At 61.5% G+C, this 16,643-nt stretch carries 17 protein-coding genes; 16 read left to right on the forward strand and 1 reads right to left on the reverse strand.

Features of this window, described 5'->3' with window-relative positions; genetic code table 11:
- The first annotated feature begins 11 nt into the window (after positions 1-11).
- From INR99_RS05165 to mog, 13 genes are all read left to right on the forward strand, one after another.
- Positions 12-641 (forward strand): YceH family protein, encoded by a 630-nt coding sequence (locus tag INR99_RS05165; RefSeq protein ID WP_194115260.1) that lies wholly within the window; start codon positions 12-14, stop codon positions 639-641.
- A gap of 146 nt (positions 642-787) precedes the next feature.
- Positions 788-1,807, forward strand: a complete 1,020-nt coding sequence (moaA, locus tag INR99_RS05170; RefSeq protein ID WP_194115261.1) for a GTP 3',8-cyclase MoaA — start codon at positions 788-790, stop codon at positions 1,805-1,807.
- Between the two features lie 8 nt (positions 1,808-1,815).
- On the forward strand, positions 1,816-2,379 hold the full coding sequence (gene mobB / locus INR99_RS05175) for a molybdopterin-guanine dinucleotide biosynthesis protein B (RefSeq protein WP_194115262.1): 564 nt from the start codon (positions 1,816-1,818) through the stop codon (positions 2,377-2,379).
- Between the two features lie 2 nt (positions 2,380-2,381).
- Positions 2,382-3,572: a molybdopterin molybdotransferase MoeA gene (locus tag INR99_RS05180; RefSeq protein ID WP_194115263.1), complete on the forward strand. Its 1,191-nt coding sequence runs from the start codon at positions 2,382-2,384 to the stop codon at positions 3,570-3,572.
- A gap of 9 nt (positions 3,573-3,581) precedes the next feature.
- On the forward strand, positions 3,582-3,839 hold the full coding sequence (locus INR99_RS05185; RefSeq protein WP_228098089.1) for a MoaD/ThiS family protein: 258 nt from the start codon (positions 3,582-3,584) through the stop codon (positions 3,837-3,839).
- Positions 3,840-3,855: 16 nt separating this feature from the next.
- Entirely contained in the window at positions 3,856-4,308 is a 453-nt protein-coding gene (gene moaE, locus INR99_RS05190; RefSeq protein ID WP_194115264.1) for a molybdopterin synthase catalytic subunit MoaE, read from the forward strand.
- The gene (gene moaC, locus INR99_RS17980) at positions 4,305-5,375 is read left to right on the forward strand and encodes a cyclic pyranopterin monophosphate synthase MoaC (protein WP_194115265.1); all 1,071 of its coding nucleotides are present in this window, start codon (positions 4,305-4,307) and stop codon (positions 5,373-5,375) included. The genes moaE and moaC overlap by 4 nt, the downstream gene beginning before the upstream one ends.
- A 13-nt stretch (positions 5,376-5,388) precedes the next feature.
- A complete protein-coding gene (locus tag INR99_RS05200) occupies positions 5,389-7,341 on the forward strand; it encodes a HAMP domain-containing protein (RefSeq protein WP_194115266.1) in 1,953 nt (650 codons plus the stop codon).
- Between the two features lie 9 nt (positions 7,342-7,350).
- Complete coding sequence (locus tag INR99_RS05205; RefSeq protein WP_194115267.1) at positions 7,351-8,001, forward strand: response regulator; 651 nt, start codon at positions 7,351-7,353, stop codon at positions 7,999-8,001.
- A gap of 49 nt (positions 8,002-8,050) precedes the next feature.
- The gene (locus tag INR99_RS05210; protein ID WP_194115268.1) at positions 8,051-8,257 is read left to right on the forward strand and encodes a DUF3079 domain-containing protein; all 207 of its coding nucleotides are present in this window, start codon (positions 8,051-8,053) and stop codon (positions 8,255-8,257) included.
- A gap of 327 nt (positions 8,258-8,584) precedes the next feature.
- Complete coding sequence (locus INR99_RS05215; protein ID WP_194115269.1) at positions 8,585-8,998, forward strand: hypothetical protein; 414 nt, start codon at positions 8,585-8,587, stop codon at positions 8,996-8,998.
- Between the two features lie 105 nt (positions 8,999-9,103).
- On the forward strand, positions 9,104-9,439 hold the full coding sequence (imm45, locus tag INR99_RS05220; RefSeq protein ID WP_194115270.1) for an Imm45 family immunity protein: 336 nt from the start codon (positions 9,104-9,106) through the stop codon (positions 9,437-9,439).
- Positions 9,440-9,606: 167 nt separating this feature from the next.
- Positions 9,607-10,185 carry a molybdopterin adenylyltransferase gene (gene mog, locus INR99_RS05225; protein WP_194115271.1) on the forward strand — a complete coding sequence of 193 codons (579 nt, stop codon included), beginning with the start codon at positions 9,607-9,609 and terminating at the stop codon, positions 10,183-10,185.
- 110 nt (positions 10,186-10,295) lie between these two features.
- Here the strand turns inward: mog and INR99_RS05230 are convergent, their stop codons facing one another.
- The gene (locus INR99_RS05230) at positions 10,296-10,541 is read right to left on the reverse strand and encodes a VF530 family protein (RefSeq protein WP_194115403.1); all 246 of its coding nucleotides are present in this window, start codon (positions 10,539-10,541) and stop codon (positions 10,296-10,298) included.
- Positions 10,542-11,004: 463 nt separating this feature from the next.
- Here INR99_RS05230 and INR99_RS05235 point away from each other — a divergent pair, with 463 nt between their 5' ends.
- The 3 genes from INR99_RS05235 (at position 11,005) to INR99_RS05250 (ending at position 16,631) form a co-directional block, all read left to right on the forward strand.
- Positions 11,005-12,288, forward strand: a complete 1,284-nt coding sequence (locus INR99_RS05235; RefSeq protein ID WP_194115272.1) for an MFS transporter — start codon at positions 11,005-11,007, stop codon at positions 12,286-12,288.
- An 18-nt stretch (positions 12,289-12,306) separates the two neighbouring features.
- Positions 12,307-13,704 (forward strand): MFS transporter, encoded by a 1,398-nt coding sequence (locus tag INR99_RS05240; RefSeq protein ID WP_194115273.1) that lies wholly within the window; start codon positions 12,307-12,309, stop codon positions 13,702-13,704.
- 230 nt (positions 13,705-13,934) lie between these two features.
- Entirely contained in the window at positions 13,935-16,631 is a 2,697-nt protein-coding gene (locus INR99_RS05250; protein ID WP_308431446.1) for a glycosyl hydrolase family 18 protein, read from the forward strand.
- The last annotated feature ends 12 nt before the right edge of the window (positions 16,632-16,643 follow it).

Genomic DNA, 16,643 nt, shown 5'->3' on the forward strand with positions numbered 1-16,643 from the left:
GTTCCTGCCCCATGACTGATACTGCCATCCCCGTTCTTGGCCTCAATGAAACCCGCGTGCTGGGCGTGCTGATCGAAAAGCAGCACACCGTGCCGGACAGCTACCCGCTCACGCTCAATAGTCTGGTGACAGGCTGCAACCAGAAAAGCAGCCGTGATCCGGTGCTGGAGCTGGGCGAAGCCGAGGTGCTGGCGGCGCTGGAAATCCTGCGCGAGCATGCTCTGGTGGGCGAAGTTTTCGGCAACCGCGCGATGCGCTACGAGCATTTCACCGGCAAGTCCCTGCAGATTCCCGCGCAGGCGGTGGCGCTGCTGGCGACGCTGATGCTGCGTGGCCCGCAGACGGCCGGCGAGTTGCGCACCAACTGCGAGCGGCTGCATCGATTTTCCGATATTTCCGCTGTCGAGGGCTTTCTGGAGGAGCTGGCCGAGCGTCACCGCATGGTGCTGAAGCTGCCGCGCCAGCCGGGGGCCCGCGAAGCGCGCTGGGCGCATCTGCTATCGGGCGAGGTCAATGTCGAGGCGCTGGCGAGTGCCCCGCAGGCAGCCAGTGGCGGAATTGCCGAACTGCGCGAGGAGGTTGCCGCGCTGCGTGCCGAGGTGGCCGAGCTGCGCGCGCTGGTGGCAGCGCTGACGGCATAATTCTCACCGGGAGGGTGGCGGTAGACCGTGCTGTACATGCGGTTACGGCATCGCCACTAGTCACTTTGTACTAAATCCTTAACTCGTCCGACTAACTGTCACGCTGGCAGGAAACGCTTAGACTGGGCCAGTGAGGAAAAAAGCCGATGACGACCGTATCCCTTCCACTGCCGACAACCCCGCAGATCGATCCCCTGATCGATCGTTTTGGCCGCCAGGTGCGCTATTTGCGCGTCTCGGTCACCGACCGTTGCGACCTGCGCTGCAGCTACTGCCTGCCCAAGGGGTTTGATGGCTATGCGGAGCCGGCCGACTGGCTTACGTTTGCCGAGCTGGAGCGCGTCGTGGCCGCCTTTGCCCGCATGGGCGTGGCGCGCGTGCGCCTGACCGGCGGCGAGCCACTGCTGCGGCGCAATCTGGTCGATCTGGTTGGCAAGCTCTCCGCAATTGAGGGTGTGCGCGATCTGTCCTTGTCCACCAATGCTACCCAACTGGGCAAGCATGCGCAGGCGCTGAAAGCGGCCGGCCTGGCGCGCATCAATGTCAGCCTCGATTCGCTGGACAAGGCCTGTCTGAACCACGTCACCGGTCGCGACAGCTTCGATGCCATCATGGCCGGCATCATGGCCGGCAAAAAGGCCGGCTTTACGCCGATCAAGCTGAATATGGTCGCGATGCGCGGCGTGAATGATCACGAGATCGAGCGCATGGCGCAGTTCTGCCTCAACGAAGGCTTCATCCTGCGCCTGATTGAAACCATGCCGGTGGGCGACACCGGCCGCAATGCGCATTACCTGCCGATTGACGAAGTCCGCCCGCGCTTGATCGAGCGCTTCGGTCTGGAACCCTGTGCGCAGGAACTGGGCGGTGGCCCGGCGCGCTATTGGCAGACTGCAGACGGGCGCGGGCAGATCGGTTTCATCACGCCGATTTCGCAGCATTTCTGCGCCACCTGCAACCGTGTGCGCTTATCTGTCGATGGCACGCTGTATCTGTGTCTGGGGCAGGAAGAGAAATTCGAACTGCGCCCGCTGTTGCGCGACGGCTGTAGCGATGCCGAGCTGGAGGCCGCCATCCGCGCCGCCATCGAACTGAAACCCGAGCGCCACGAATTCATCGAGCAGCCGGCCAAGATCATCCGCTTCATGTCGCAGACCGGAGGCTGAGTGCAGTCATGACGAAGGCCGTGCTGGGCATTTGTGGTTGGTCGGGCTCGGGCAAGACGACGCTGATCGAGCAGTTGTTGCCTGTGCTCAGGGGTATGGGGCTGCAGGTTAATGTAATCAAGCATTCCCATCATATACCCGCGATGGAGCCACCAAGCAAGGACAGCGCACGCTTTCGTGACGCCGGCGCGCAGGAAGTGCTGCTCGCCACCCCCTGGGGCTATGTGCTGAGCCACCCGCTGCGTGAAGCGCCGGAACCCGCGCTGGCTGAATTGCTGGCGCGCCTTGCTCCTGCTGACCTGACGCTGGTCGAAGGTTTCAAGCGCGAAGCCATCCCGCGCCTGGAAGTCTGGCGCGCGGCCACCGGCAAACCGCTGCTGGCCACCGATGATCACGGCATTGTGGCCGTGGCCAGCGATAGCAGACCTGCTGACTCTGATGTCCATCGCCGGAGTTCCGACGGCGATTCCTGCGACAGCCAGCCAGCACCTGCCTTACCATGGCTTAACCTGAATGACATTCCTGCGGTGGCGGCGTTTATCGTTCGCCACCTCCAACTCGATACCCACTGACCATGCTTGATTTCGATACCGCACTGGCCCGGCTGCTGGCCGCCGCCCGTTCTCCTTCCCGCAGCGAAAGCGTAGTACTGGCCGCCGCCGATGGCCGTGTGCTGGCCGCCGACGTGATCGCGCCGCTGGCCGTGCCCGGCTTTGACAACAGCGCGATGGACGGCTACGCCTTCAATGTCGCCGACTTTGCCGCAGCACCGGCCACTTACCCGGTGGTCGCGCGCATTGCCGCCGGCGACGCTCCGCAGCCGCTGCCGCCTGGCTGTGCCGCGCGCATCTTTACCGGGGCACCAATACCCTCTGGGTGTAATGCCGTGGAAATGCAGGAAAATTGTGATCTGCAGGGTGATACCCTGCAGATCAGCAAGCCCTTGCGAGCCGGCCAGCATATCCGCCGTGCCGGTGAGGACATTGCGCACGGCGCCGTCGTGCTGGCGCGTGGCGAGCGGCTCAACCCCGCGGCACTGGCGCTGCTGGCCTCCATCGGTGTGGCCGAAGTCAGTGTCTATGCGCCGCTGAAAGTCGCGCTCATCAATACCGGTGACGAGCTGGTCGAGCCGGGCCAGCCGCTGGCGGCCGGCCAGATCTACAACAGCAACCGTTACGCACTCACCGGGCTGTTGCAGCGGCTGGGCTGCGAGCTGACCGTCGCCGGGCTGGTCGCCGACGATTTCGGCCGCACCCGCAGCGAACTGGCCCGGCTGGCAGCCAGCCACGACGTGGTGATCAGCACCGGCGGCGTGTCGGTGGGCGAGGAAGACCATGTGAAGGCGGCCGTGCAGGCGCTGGGCGAGCTGAATGTATGGAAAATCGCCATCAAGCCCGGCAAGCCTTTTGCATTCGGACGCATTGCCGACGCCGACTTCATCGGCCTGCCCGGCAATCCGGTGTCGGCCTTTGTGACTTTTCTGCTGCTGGTGCGGCCATTCCTGCTGGCGCGCAGTGGCGCGGGCAAGATCACTCCGCAGGCCTGGCAGCTGCCGGCCGGCTTTGCCTGGACGAAGGCGGGCGATCGCCGCGAATTCCTGCGCGTGAAGCTGGGCGACGATGGCCGGCTGCAGCTCTACCCCAATCAGGGCTCGGGCGTGATGACCTCGCTGGCGTGGGCGGATGGCCTGGTGGATCTGCCGGCCGGGCAGACGATTGCCGAGAACGCGTCCGTGCGCTTTCTGCCGCTGTCCGGCCTGCTGTAGGAGTTGGCAATGATGACCATCCGCATTCTGTATTTCGCCCGCCTGCGCGATGTGCTGCGTACCGGCGAGGAAGAGCTGGCGCTGCCCGAAGGCACGACGCTGGCCGGGCTGGTGGCGCTGCTGGTGGCGCGCGGCGGCGACTGGGCGGCCGAATTCGGTGGCGCGCGCGTATTTCGCGCCGCGATCAATCAGGACATGGCCAGGCCGGACGACGTGATTCCGGCCGGCGCCGAGGTGGCGCTGTTTCCGCCAGTGACCGGGGGTTGAGATGCCGGACCGGGAAATGGACGTCACGATCCGGGTGCAGGAAGGCGACTTCTCGCTGGCCGAGGAATACGCAAAGCTGACGGGTCGCCCCGAGGCTGGCGCGGTGGTTGCCTTTGTCGGCTCGGTGCGCGACGTGGCCAGCGGGCTGGCCAGCATGACGCTGGAGCACTATCCGGGCATGACCGAGAAACAGCTGGGCAAGATTGTCACTGAAGCCGGTACGCGCTGGCCGCTGTCGGCCGTGACGCTGATTCACCGCGTGGGCGAGCTGCAACTGACCGAGCAGATCGTGCTGGTGCTGACCGTCAGCGCACACCGCGATGCCGCCTTTGCCGCCAATCAGTTCATCATGGATTACCTGAAGAACGAAGCGCCGTTCTGGAAAAAGGAAAGCACCGGTGCAGGCGAGGCCTGGGTCGAGGCCAAGGACAGCGATGCGGCCGCGCTGGCCCGCTGGGATGCGCAATGAGTGCACTGGTCAGCGCGCTGATCCTGGCAGGTGGCCGCGGCCAGCGTCTGGGCGGTGTCGACAAGGGGCTGGCGCTGCTCGCCGGCCGCCCGCTGGTGGCCTGGGTGAGCGATGCGCTGGCCAGCCAGACCGAGCCAGTTGGCGACATCCTGATTTCTGCCAACCGTAATCCGGACAGCTATCGGCGCTATGGAACGCGAGTGCTGGCGGATCTGGCTCCGGATTTTCCCGGCCCGTTGGCCGGCATCGAAGCAGGACTTGCTGTCTGCACTACCCCTTGGCTGCTGGTACTGCCCTGCGATGTGCCGCAACTGCCGGCGGATCTGCTTGCGCGCCTGCTGGCGGCCGTACAGGAAGGGGCGCCTGCGGCGTATGCCGTCAGCAGCACGCGCAGTCACCCGGCGCTATGCCTGCTCGCTGTGCAGCTGCTGCCGCATCTGCAGGCGTATCTGGCCAGCGGCCAGCGGCGACTGCAGGGCTGGCTGGATATGGCAGGGGGTATGCCGGTGGCGTTTAGTGATACATTCTTTCCCAATCTGAATACCCCCGAGGATATCCGCGCCATGAGCGAGACACTGGGCAATCACGAGGGCCTGACGCATTTCAATGCGGCGGGCGACGCACACATGGTGAATGTCGGCGGCAAGACCCCGACGCAGCGCGTCGCGCGTGCCGCAGGCCGGATCGTCATGCAGCCGGATACGCTGGCAAAGATCGCCGCCGGCACGCACAAGAAGGGCGATGTGCTCGGTATCGCGCGCATTGCCGCCATCATGGGCGCCAAGCGTACGGCTGATCTGGTGCCGCTGTGCCATCCGCTGCCGCTGTCCGGGGTTGAAGTGGCATTCCGGCTGGATGAGGCCGCCAATTGTGTGCACTGCGAAGTGACGGCATCAACCTTTGGCGTCACCGGCGTTGAAATGGAAGCGCTGACGGCTGTTCAGGTCGCGCTGCTCACCATCTACGACATGTGCAAGGCCGTGGACAAGGGCATGGTCATGGACGGCGTGCGGCTGCTGGAAAAAACCGGTGGCAAATCCGGGCACTGGCGGGCGGAGGGTGTATGAGTGTGGGCGACGCATGATGTTCAGTAGCGTGCAGCTGCCGCGCCAGCGGCTTTCCACCCGCGTGCTCGGCTTTCTGATGCTGACGCTCATGATCGGGCTGAGCGTGATCGGCAGTACGCTGTATCTGTCCTGGCAGCTCGAAGGCGGTGCTGCGGCCATCAATGCGGCTGGCAGTCTGCGCAAGCAGACTTACCAGTTGGGGCTGAGCCTGCAGGAATACACTGCAACCCCCGGTCCTGCCCTCAAGCAGCGCATCCTGGATGAGCGCGATACTTTTCGTGCGACGCTGACGCTGCTTGACCACGGTGATCCGGCCCGGCCGCTGTATCTGCCGCGCGATGAGGGGGTCAGGGAAATTTTCAACGGCATCCGCGCGCAGTTCGACCAGCACATCGCCGTATGGGCCGACGATGCCCTGCAGGGCAAGCCGCTGCCGGCCTGGGCGGAGATGCGCGCCGATTCGGATCGGTTTGTCGCGCAGGTGGATTCGCTGGTGAGCGAAGTCGAGCGCTACAACGCGCGGCGCACGCTGATGCTGCGCCTGTCGCAAATGGTGCTGATTGCCATGGCCGTGGTGGGCTGCGTGGCACAGATCTACCTGATGTTCCTGCTGATCTTCCGTCCGCTGGAGCGGCTGCAGGACGGCATGCAGCGCATGGCCCAGCAGGACCTGAGCGTGCGTCTGCCGGTGGAAACCCGGGATGAATTCGGCGAGCTGGCCGAGGGCTTCAACCGCATGGCTGATCGCCTGTCCGAATCCTACGCGACGCTGGAGGCGCGCGTGGCCGACAAGACTGCAACGCTGAACGACCAGAACCGCGAACTGTCGCTGCTGTACGGCTCGACCGCTTTTCTGAATGAAATCCACCCCGCGCAGGAGCTGTGTCGCGGCTTTGCCGTGCGCCTGCGCGAATGGTTTGGTGCCGATGCGGCCAGCGTACGGGTACTCGACCCGGCGCAGCAGAATGCGCACCTGATGATTGCCGACCAGTTGCCCGAAGTCCTGCAGGATGCGCCGCAATGCCGCCAGATCAATGACTGTCTGTGTGGCGAAGTGGTGCAGAGCAACCATGCGGTCATCCATGATTTTCGGCGAGGCACGCCGGCCGCCAGGGAGCGCGAATGCGAAAAGCAGGGCTTCAGCCAGGTTAGCGCGTTCCCGATCCGTGCACGGCAGGAGCAGACCGGGTATTTCAATCTGTATTTCTCCAGTGCGCATGATTTCACTGCCCGCGAGCTGCAATTGCTCGACACGCTGGGCCACCATCTGGGCAATGCGCTGGAAAACCTGCGGCTGGCCGCCAGCGAACGCGAACTGGCCGTCACGCAGGAGCGCAATCTGCTGGCGCAGGGGCTGCATGACAGCATTGCGCAGGGTCTGTCCTTCCTGAACCTGCAGGTACAGATGCTGGAAGATTCGCTGCGCCGCGATTCGCTGGATGAAGCCCGCGAGATCGTGCCGCTGCTGCATGCCGGTGTGCAGGAAAGCTACGACGATGTGCGCGATCTGCTGCTGAATTTCCGCAGCCGCCTGGGCGAGGGCGATCTCAACAGCGCGCTGGAGTCAACCGTGGCCAAGTTCCGCCGGCAAACCGGCATGAAAGTCTCATTCACCAGCAGTGGCCACGGTGTGCCGCTGCCGCCGGACGAGCAGATCCAGATTCTCTTCATCCTGCAGGAAGCGTTGTCGAACGTGCGCAAGCACGCCATCGGTGCCGACCAGGTAACGGTGATTTTTGTCGAGGGCCCCGATCTGCAGCTCACTGTGCGCGATAACGGCCCGGGTTTTGATGAAGCACTGAAGGCCGAGCGTGCCGAGCGCCACGTCGGCATGCGCATCATGCAAGAACGCGCTGGTCGCGTTGGTGCCGAACTGCATGTCAGCTCGGTGGCCGGGCAGGGCGTAACGGTAAACCTGCTGTTGCCCGAAGCGCGCCGGCATAAAATCCAGAATACTACCGCTTGAGGAAACACCATGTCCGATACCCCGATCCGAGTACTGCTGATCGATGACCACACGCTGTTTCGCAGCGGCGTGAAGCTGTTGTTGTCGAAACAGGCTGACCTGCAGATTGTTGGCGAAGCCAGCGACGGTGCCGAAGGGCTCAAGCGCGTGAACGAGCTGAAACCCGATGTGGTGCTGCTCGATCTCAACATGCCGGGCCTCTCTGGCCTGGAGGTACTGCAGCTGATCCTGCAGGATTCGCCGGATACGGCGGTGCTGATGCTGACTGTTTCCGAGGACGCCGAAGACCTCGCCACCGCACTGCGCAACGGTGCGCGCGGCTACCTGCTGAAAAACATCGACGCCGATTACCTGGTCAACGCCGTGCGCCGTGCGCATGACGGCGAAGCGGTGATCGCCGAAGGCATGACCGCCAAGCTGGTGCAGCAATTCCGCGCCGCCGGCAGCGCACCCGTCGCGGTGGAAAAGGACAAGCTCACCCCGCGCGAGCGCGAAATCCTCGCCTGTCTGGCCCATGGCTCCAGCAACAAGGTGATCGCCCGCCAGCTCGACGTGGCCGAAAGCACCGTGAAAATCCATGTGCAGAACATCCTGAAAAAGCTCGGGCTATCGAGTCGTGTGCAGGCGGCGGTGTATGCTGTTGAACACGGCATTCAATAAGGGGTTTGGCTCGATACTGGCAAGGGTATTGACCTGCTAGCTGCCACCCATGGCCAAGAAATTCCCCCTCAATCCCGCCCACCCCGAGCGCATCTGCTGGGGCTGCGACCGCTACTGCGCCGCCGATGACCTGCGCTGCGGCAACGGTGCCGGCCGCACCCAGCATCCCATGGAAAGCTGGGGCGAGGACTGGGCGACGTGGGAGGGGGAAGAAGAATGCTCTGCCGGAAAGGCTGTCGCGCAAGCAGACTGTTGAAATTTGTCGGCAGCTAGTGCTAGCGTGGGTTGGACAGTTGCATGCTCCACAGGAAATCCCTTCGGGAGAAGCCCGGACATGTGGGAATGCTCATGTTGGGCTTCAAATATTCAGCCCAACGAACTGCAATGCCGCACCCGCAACGTCTCGCGCAGTACATCCAGCAAGCGCGGCGCGGCAGTCCCATCCGGCTGTGTACTTTCTGACATAATCAGCCTCAAGTATTTGAAAAACAAATAAAAAAATGTGTAGCATGCTGCGTTATACACACAGACAACCCAAATATACACCTGCACAGGTGTATATTTCACGTTAGACGCTTCGACCATGCGCTATCTCACACTAGTCACCGTAATTCTTGGCGCATTGCTTCTTGGGCAAGTCGCAATTGCCTCTCAAGAGGGAGTTTTAGCGTTTGGAGAGTTTCAGTTCTCCTCCCCTGGTATCGGGGAGTCTGGTCCTGTGGTTGTTTCTGGCGCGCAGAGCGGAAGTCAAATAACAGCCCTTGCTGTTCAAGCATTCGGAAAAACGATTCGCCTTTCAAAATTCGAACTTTCCAAGCTTAAGGTTGGCTTCATCAACGGAATCCAAGTCTCGTACGAAGCCGGCTACAAAGACTTGGGAGGCCGCACTGTTTATTTGGTTCTGTCCAAAGGCTTTACTTCTGGCACAAAAAACAGCCAGCACATTTCTATAAATGAGCACGGCAAAGTGGAGATCGCGAGTCCAAATGAAAAATAGAGCGTCTAACCTTTCGGTCAACCGGTCCGCCCAAAAGCTGCGCTTTTTGGGCCCCTCCGCGCTGCGCGCTGCGGCGGCCGGTTACCTCCAACGTTAGGTCACACGATGAATTGGCGCCCGCTTGCAAACTGCAAGAAAAAATCTTTTGGAAGAGGTGTGGTATTCCGTTTCCCTGCAAAAGCTCCATTTGAGAAAATCGTCGATTTCATGATTATCGAGGAACATGATTCACCAACGTTTTATAAGCTGATATGCTCATCTGGCCATCATGCCGGGCAAACCGAGTTGGTGTTTCCAGCCGAAGCAAAACATGAAACTGGCGCAGTATCAGTGGCTTGGCTAAAGAAGAATTGGCAAACCTGGATTTATCCTGAGTGCGAAGTTGAAGCTGTCAGTTACGTGGACTGTTATCCACCGGGCCACGACGTGAAACCTAACTAGCAAGCGTAGCCTGCGCAAGCTGACGTAGGGTTTGCAAACCGCCAGCTTTGCGAACGCGGTCATCCGCCGCGATTACCCGAGTTGTTTATTTGAACGAACGGCCTTGTGGTGCGTAATTCCCCGTGGGTTTTGCGACACCCTACAGTCCACATTTTTACGAGCCCCCCATGTCTGATCCCGTCAAAATCGGCCTTGTTTCCACCTCCGACCGCGCCAGCCTCGGCGTATATGAGGACAAGGGCATTCCGGCGCTGCGCGAGTGGCTGTCTGGCGCTTTGCTCAATCCCTGCGAATTTGTCGAGCGGCTGATTGCGGATGAGCAGGCCAACATCGAGGCGGCGCTGATTGAACTGGTTGACGAGCACGGCTGCGATCTGGTGCTGACCACCGGCGGCACCGGGCCGGCGATTCGTGACGTCACTCCTGATGCCACGCTGGCGGTGGCCGACCGCGTGATGCCGGGCTTCGGCGAGCAGATGCGCCAAGTTAGCCTGCATTATGTGCCGACCGCGATTCTCAGCCGGCAGGTGGGGGTGATCCGCGGGCGCTGCCTGATTCTGAATCTGCCGGGCCAGCCCAAGTCGATCAAGGAAACGCTGGAAGGCGTGAAGGATGCCGAGGGCAAGACGCTGGTGCATGGCGTGTTTGCCGCCGTGCCGTATTGCGTGCAGCTGTTGGAAGGCCCGTATCTGGAAACGCGCGCCGAGGTGGTGGCCGCATTCCGCCCGAAATCTGCGCAGCGATAATGCGGGGTATATGGGTGTAGCCATTTTCTGATAATGGCTATGGTCATATACATGGCTATCTATATTGTGGCGGTCTACTCGTGCGGGTTGGGCGCCGGAGTGCCGCGCCCTTAATCCTGCCCGCGCTGCTGTTGCGCTTCGCGGCGCAGCCGGGCGTCGAGTTCTTCGACCTTGGCGCGTGCCCATGGCGTGCGGCGCAGGAATTTCAGGCTGGATTTGATCGAGGGCTCGTTGTGGAAGCACTGGATGGGAATCTGCCGAGCCAGCTCCTTCCAGCCGAAATAGTCCACCAGATCGAGCAGCATGCGCTCCAGCGTGATGCCGTGTTGCGGGTTGTTCTTTTGCGTCTCGTTCATCGGCGTTGTCTGTCTGGTGAATGCGGAAAGCTGGGCAGTATATGCGCCACAGCGTTTCTGCCCAAGCAGCCACAGGGGCGGCCTGCGACCGGTTGCACCGGCGTGTTGCGGATTCTGGCGGAACTGGCCGCGCTTTGGGGTATGCCAGCCTGCCATGTATAAGCCGGAAGCACAGGCATGCCATCGCTTATGGGTTGATACCCTGTTTGGTATTTGTGTTTGCACCGACTTTGCCCGTGTGGCTGTACGGTGCTTCGCCGTTTGGCCGTGCTGATGTCGATCAAGCCCACCGCAATCAGCGAGCCGCCTAGTTCGAAGGAACTAGGGTGACCACGTCGTTTGGTGGCTTGGCTCTAGCCCGCTTGCGCGGGAACTCTGCACCCATTGATGAATGCCGCCCGGTGCCTGTCGCTCGTATGCTTTGTCCATATGCCTTGAAGGGTTTTCAGGACGGGAGACGGACATGACTGCAAGCACGCATGCCGGCCGCAAGTGGTCGGTACTGGTGGCCAGTACGCTGGCGTTCACTGTCTGTTTCACCGTATGGATGATGTTCGCGGTGATCGGCATTCCGATCAAGAGCACGCTGGGCCTGAATGAAACCGAGTTCGGCCTGCTGACGGCGATGCCGGTGCTGACCGGCTCGCTGGTGCGGGTGCCGCTGGGCATCTGGACCGACCGCTTCGGTGGGCGGGTGGTGCTGTTTGTGCTGATGCTGGCCACCGTGATTCCGATCTGGCTGATTTCCTATGCCACGGCCTACTGGCATTTCCTGGTGCTGGGCCTGTTTGTCGGGCTGGCGGGTGGTTCCTTTTCGGTGGGCACGCCGTATGTGGCGCGCTGGTTCGGCAAGAGCCAGCAAGGTCTGGCGATGGGGATTTTCGGCGCCGGCAATTCTGGCGCGGCGGTCAACAAGTTCATCGCGCCGGTGCTGATCGCGGCCTATGGCTGGGTGGTGGTGCCGCAGGTGTATGCGGTGGGCATGCTGCTGATGGCGGTGGCATTCTGGTTCCTGAGCAGTACCGATCCCAGCCATCACAGCGGCGCAGGCATCAGCTTCGGCAAACAGCTGTCGATGCTCAAGGATGCCAGGGTATGGCGCTACAGCCAGTATTACTCGGTAGTTTTCGGCGGATACGTCGGTCTGTCGCTGTGGCTGGTGAAGTATTACGTCACTGAATACAACCTGGATATCCGGCATGCCGCGCTGCTGGCGGCGTGTTTTTCGCTGCCGGGCGGGGTGTTGCGGGCACTGGGTGGCTGGCTGTCCGACAGGTTTGGTGCCTACAAGGTCACCTGGGGTGTGATGTGGGTGATGTGGGTGGCGTTGTTCCTGCTGTCCTATCCGCAGACCGCGATGATCGTCCAGACCACTCGAGGCCCGCTCGCGATGGAAATCGGCCTGTCGGTTGTGCCCTTTACCGTGCTGCTGTTCGTGGTGGGTATCGCCATGGCGATCGGCAAGGCCTCTGTCTTCAAGTTCATTTCCGACGATTTCAGCAGCAATATCGGTGCAGTCTCTGGTGTAGTCGGGCTGGCCGGCGGGCTGGGCGGCTTCATCCTGCCGATCATGTTTGGTGCGCTGCTTGATCTCACCGGTGTGCGTTCCAGCTGTTTCATGCTGCTGTATGGCACCGTGTGCGTCAGCCTGGTGTGGATGCATTTCAGTTTCAAACCCCTGGCCGAAGCGGAAGCCATCCGCCATGCGTCGGCGCAGAAAACCGCCGCAGCCAGTGGCAAGCTTTAATCAACGAGGAGAACCATAATGTCGAGTGCCGTACTGAAACGCTGGGAGCCGGAAAATTCGGCCTTCTGGCAAGACGAGGGTAGAAGTATTGCCCGGCGCAATCTGTGGATTTCGATTCCCTGCCTGACTCTGGGGTTCGTGATCTCGGTGCTGTGGTCAATGGTGACGCTGAATCTGCCTAATGCCGGCTTCACCTTTACCAAGGATCAGCTGTTTCTGCTGACTGCGTTGCCGCAATTGTCGGGTGCCACCCTGCGCATTTTCTATTCCTTCATGCCGGGGGTGTTTGGTGGCCGCAAATGGACCACCTTCTCGACCGCGCTGCTGCTGATCCCCGCGTTGTGGCTGGGTTTTGCCGTGCAGGATCCGACCACCTCCTACCCGGTCATGCTGACCATCGCGCTGCTGTGCGGTCTGGGTAGCGGCAACTTTGCCAGCTCGATGGCCAATATCGCTTTCTTCTTCCCGGCTGCCGAAAAGGGCAAGGCCAACGGGCTGAATGCCGGTTTCGGCAATCTGGGCGTGTCGCTGGCGCAGCTCCTGATTCCGCTGATGATCACCATGCCGCTGTTTGGTGCCTTTGGTGGTGATGCACAGCACTATCTGAAGGATGGTGTGGAGAAGAGCCTGTGGCTGCAGAACGCCGGCTTCATGTGGGTGCCGCTGATTGCTGTTGCCGCCATTGCGGCCTGGTTCGGCATGAATGACATCGCTGCTGCCAAGTCTTCCTTTGCCGATCAGGCGGTGATTTTCAAGCGTCGCCACAACTGGATCATGTGCTACCTGTACATCGGTACCTTCGGCAGCTTTATCGGCTTTGCCGGCGCCTTCGCGTTGCTGACCAAGACCCTGTTCCCGGAGATTCCGATTGCCAAGTTTGCCTTCATCGGCCCGATGATCGGCGCACTGATCCGTCCGGTAGGCGGCGCCTTGTCCGACAAGGTCGGTGGCGCCAAGGTGACACTGGCGGTGTTCTTCGGCATGGCAGCCGGCGTGTTCGGCGTGCTGTCCGCATTGCCGGTAAAGGTGGATGGTGCCCTGGCTGGTGGCAACTGGACCATGTTCCTGCTGAGCTTCCTGTGGCTGTTTGCCTGGGCCGGCATCGGTAATGGTTCCACCTACAAGATGATCCCGACCATCTTCTCCACCGTCTGCCGTCGCGAAGCCGAGGGCAAGGGTGAGGCTGCGCTACAGCAGGCCAAGCTGGCAGGCCTGAAGGAATCGGCGGCCGCCGCCGGCTTCATCAGTGCGATCGGTGCCTATGGTGGTTTCTTCATCCCGCAGAGCTTCGGCATGTCGATGAAGAGCACTGGTGGTCCGGAAATGGCGCTGTACTGCTTCCTGGCCTTCTATGTCACTTGCATCGTGATTACCTGGTATTGCTACGCACGCAAGAATGCCGAATTGCCGTGCTGATATGACATAAATCGGACAGTTCGCTCCTTGGATGGCCCGCCGGAAACGGCGGGCTTTTTCTTTGCCTGCGGGCGTTAGGGGGGAATGAGTCTGTCAGATTAATTGCTGTTAATTTGGTGTTTGTGGCCTTAAAGCATAATGGAGTTCCATACCAATAAAGTTTGGAGGAATGAGAAGTGCATAATAAAAAACTAATTTATGCTTTGCTATCAGCCGTATCAGTCATTTCTGTGCAGACCTATGCCGCACAGGCCTGGGTTGAGGGTAATACCTATCAGGCCGGTGCTGTTGTCAGCTATGCGGGCAAAGACTATCAGGCGCTGGTCACACATACGGCCTATGTCGGTGCGGGCTGGACGCCGCCCAGCACCCCGACACTGTGGAAGGAAGTAAGTGGCACGGTTAGTCCGACACCGACTGCCACTCCGGCGCCGACTGCCACTCCGGTACCCACGGCGACCCCGACGCCCGTCGTGACGGCAACGCCGACCGCTACCCCGGCTCCCACCGCAACGCCAGCCCCAACCGCCACGCCGACGCCGGTGGCTTCCGCCTGTTATCAGAACTGGATTGCCAGCACGGCCTACAACGGCGGGGCCCGTGTCACCTTTAATGGCCGCAATTACGAGGCCAAGTGGTGGACGCAAGGCGACGATCCGACCAAGTCCGGTGAATGGGGCGTGTGGAAGGATCTGGGTGCCTGCGGTGCCACTCCGACGCCGACGGCCACCCCGACTCCGACGGCAACCCCGACACCGACGGCAACCCCGACACCGACGGCAACCCCGACTCCGACGGCAACCCCGACTCCGACGGCAACCCCGACACCGACAGCAACCCCGACTCCGACGGCCACCCCGACCCCGACAGCAACCCCGACTCCGACGCCGACCGTCACCCCGACGCCGGTTGCCGGCAACAACGACCAGTGCCGCCCGCAGGGCATGGCTGTGTCTGGTGTCAGCAATGTGCCGTACTGTCTGGTCTACGACGATTTCGGCCGCGAAAAGCTCGCCAATGGCCTGCAGCGCCGCAATATCGGTTACTTCACCAGCTGGCGTACCGGCAAGGATGGCCTGCAGCGCTATCTGGCCAGCGACATTCCGTGGGATAGCCTCACCCACATCAACTACGCCTTTGCCCATGTCGATGGCAACAACAAGGTATCGGTGAACCAGGATGTGGCCGGCAACGAAGCCACCGACATGAGCTGGCCGGGGATTGCCGGTGCCGAGCTGGATGCGGCCTTGCCGTACAAGGGCCACTTCAACCTCTTGAACAAGTTCAAGAAGCTGCATCCCGATGTGAAGGTGCTGGTGTCGATCGGTGGCTGGGCGGAAACCGGTGGTTACTTCGGTGCCGATGGCAAGCGCGTGGCCTCTGGCGGCTTCTACAGCATGACGGTGAACGCCGATGGCACCGTGAACACGGCCGGCATCAATGCCTTCGCCGATTCCGTGGTCGCCTTCCTGCGACAGTATGGTTTTGACGGTGCGGATATCGATTATGAATACCCGACCACCATGGAGCAATCTGGCAATCCGCTCGACTGGTCCTTTGCCACGCCGCGCCAGAAGGGCCTGCAGGCCGGTTATCGCGAGCTGATGAAAACGCTGCGCGAGAAACTGAATGCGGCGGCAACGGCTGATGGCAAGTACTATCAGCTGACCGCAGCCGTTCCGGCTTCGGGCTATCTGCTGCGCGGCATGGAGGCCTTCCAGGCCGTACGCTACCTCGATTTCGTCAACGTGATGAGCTATGACCTGCACGGCACGTGGAACGAATTCGTCGGCCCGAATGCGGCCCTGTTCGACGACGGCAAGGATGGCGAGCTGGCCTTCTGGAATGTGTACGGCGATGCGCAGTACGGCAATCTGGGTTACCTGAATACCGACTGGGCTTTCCACTACTACCGTGGTGCCATGCCGGCTGGCCGCATCAACGTGGGTGTGCCGTTCTACACCCGCGGCTGGAAGGACGTCAGCGGCGGCGTGAACGGCCTGTGGGGCAAGGCCTCCACCCAGACCTGCCCGAACGGCCTGACTCCGCCCTGCGGCATCGGGGCTGCCGGCATCGACAACATCTGGTTCGATGTGGACGAGAAGGGGTCGGTGGAAGACGCCGGCTCCAACCCGATGTGGCATGCCAAGAACCTGGAAAAGAACATCGCCGGTGATTACCTCACCAGCTACAAGTTCGGCGCCAAGGACATGGTTGGCCAGTATGCCCGCTACTACGACGCGACGCTGGTGGCACCGTGGCTGTGGAACGAGCAGAAGAAGGTGTTCCTCTCCACCGAGGACGAGCAGTCCATCCAGGCCAAGGCCGACTGGATCATCAAGCACGGTGTTGGCGGTGCGATGAACTGGGAGCTGGCAGGTGATTACGACTGGGATGCCAGCCGTGTGAACCTGAATGGGACGAAGGGCCAATATGTACCGGGGGCAACGCTGACCCGTCTGCTGGCCAGCAACTTCCGTACGGCCAGCCCGATGGGGGCAACCATTGCCAATGGCGCAGTGCCGGCACAGGCAGTCAATCTGACTGCCGAGCTGACGGCCTTCGCGCTCGGTGAGCAGAACTACCCGATCGAGCCGAAGCTGCATATCGTCAACAGCACCGGTCTGACCATTCCGGCCGGCGCCAAGCTGCGCTTCCAGTACCCGACCTCGGCACCGGACAACTTCACCGCCAGCGGTATGGTGGTGACGGCATCGGGCCACACCGGCAACAACATCGGCGGCCTGAAGGGGGATTTCCATACCGTCGAGTACACGCTGCCGAAGCTGGTGCCGGGTGCGGTGAAGGACATCAAGGTGACCTACCGTCTGCCGATTACCGGCCCGAGCAACTTCGTGCTGATCGTCAATGGCAAGGAGTTCGCGCTGTCTCAGGAATATCCGACCAAGCCGCAAGGCACGTTCTGATTGGTTCTGCCT

This window comes from Chitinilyticum piscinae (genome assembly GCF_015223195.1).
In the GTDB taxonomy this organism is placed as follows: Bacteria; Pseudomonadota; Gammaproteobacteria; order Burkholderiales; family Chitinibacteraceae; genus Chitinilyticum; species Chitinilyticum piscinae.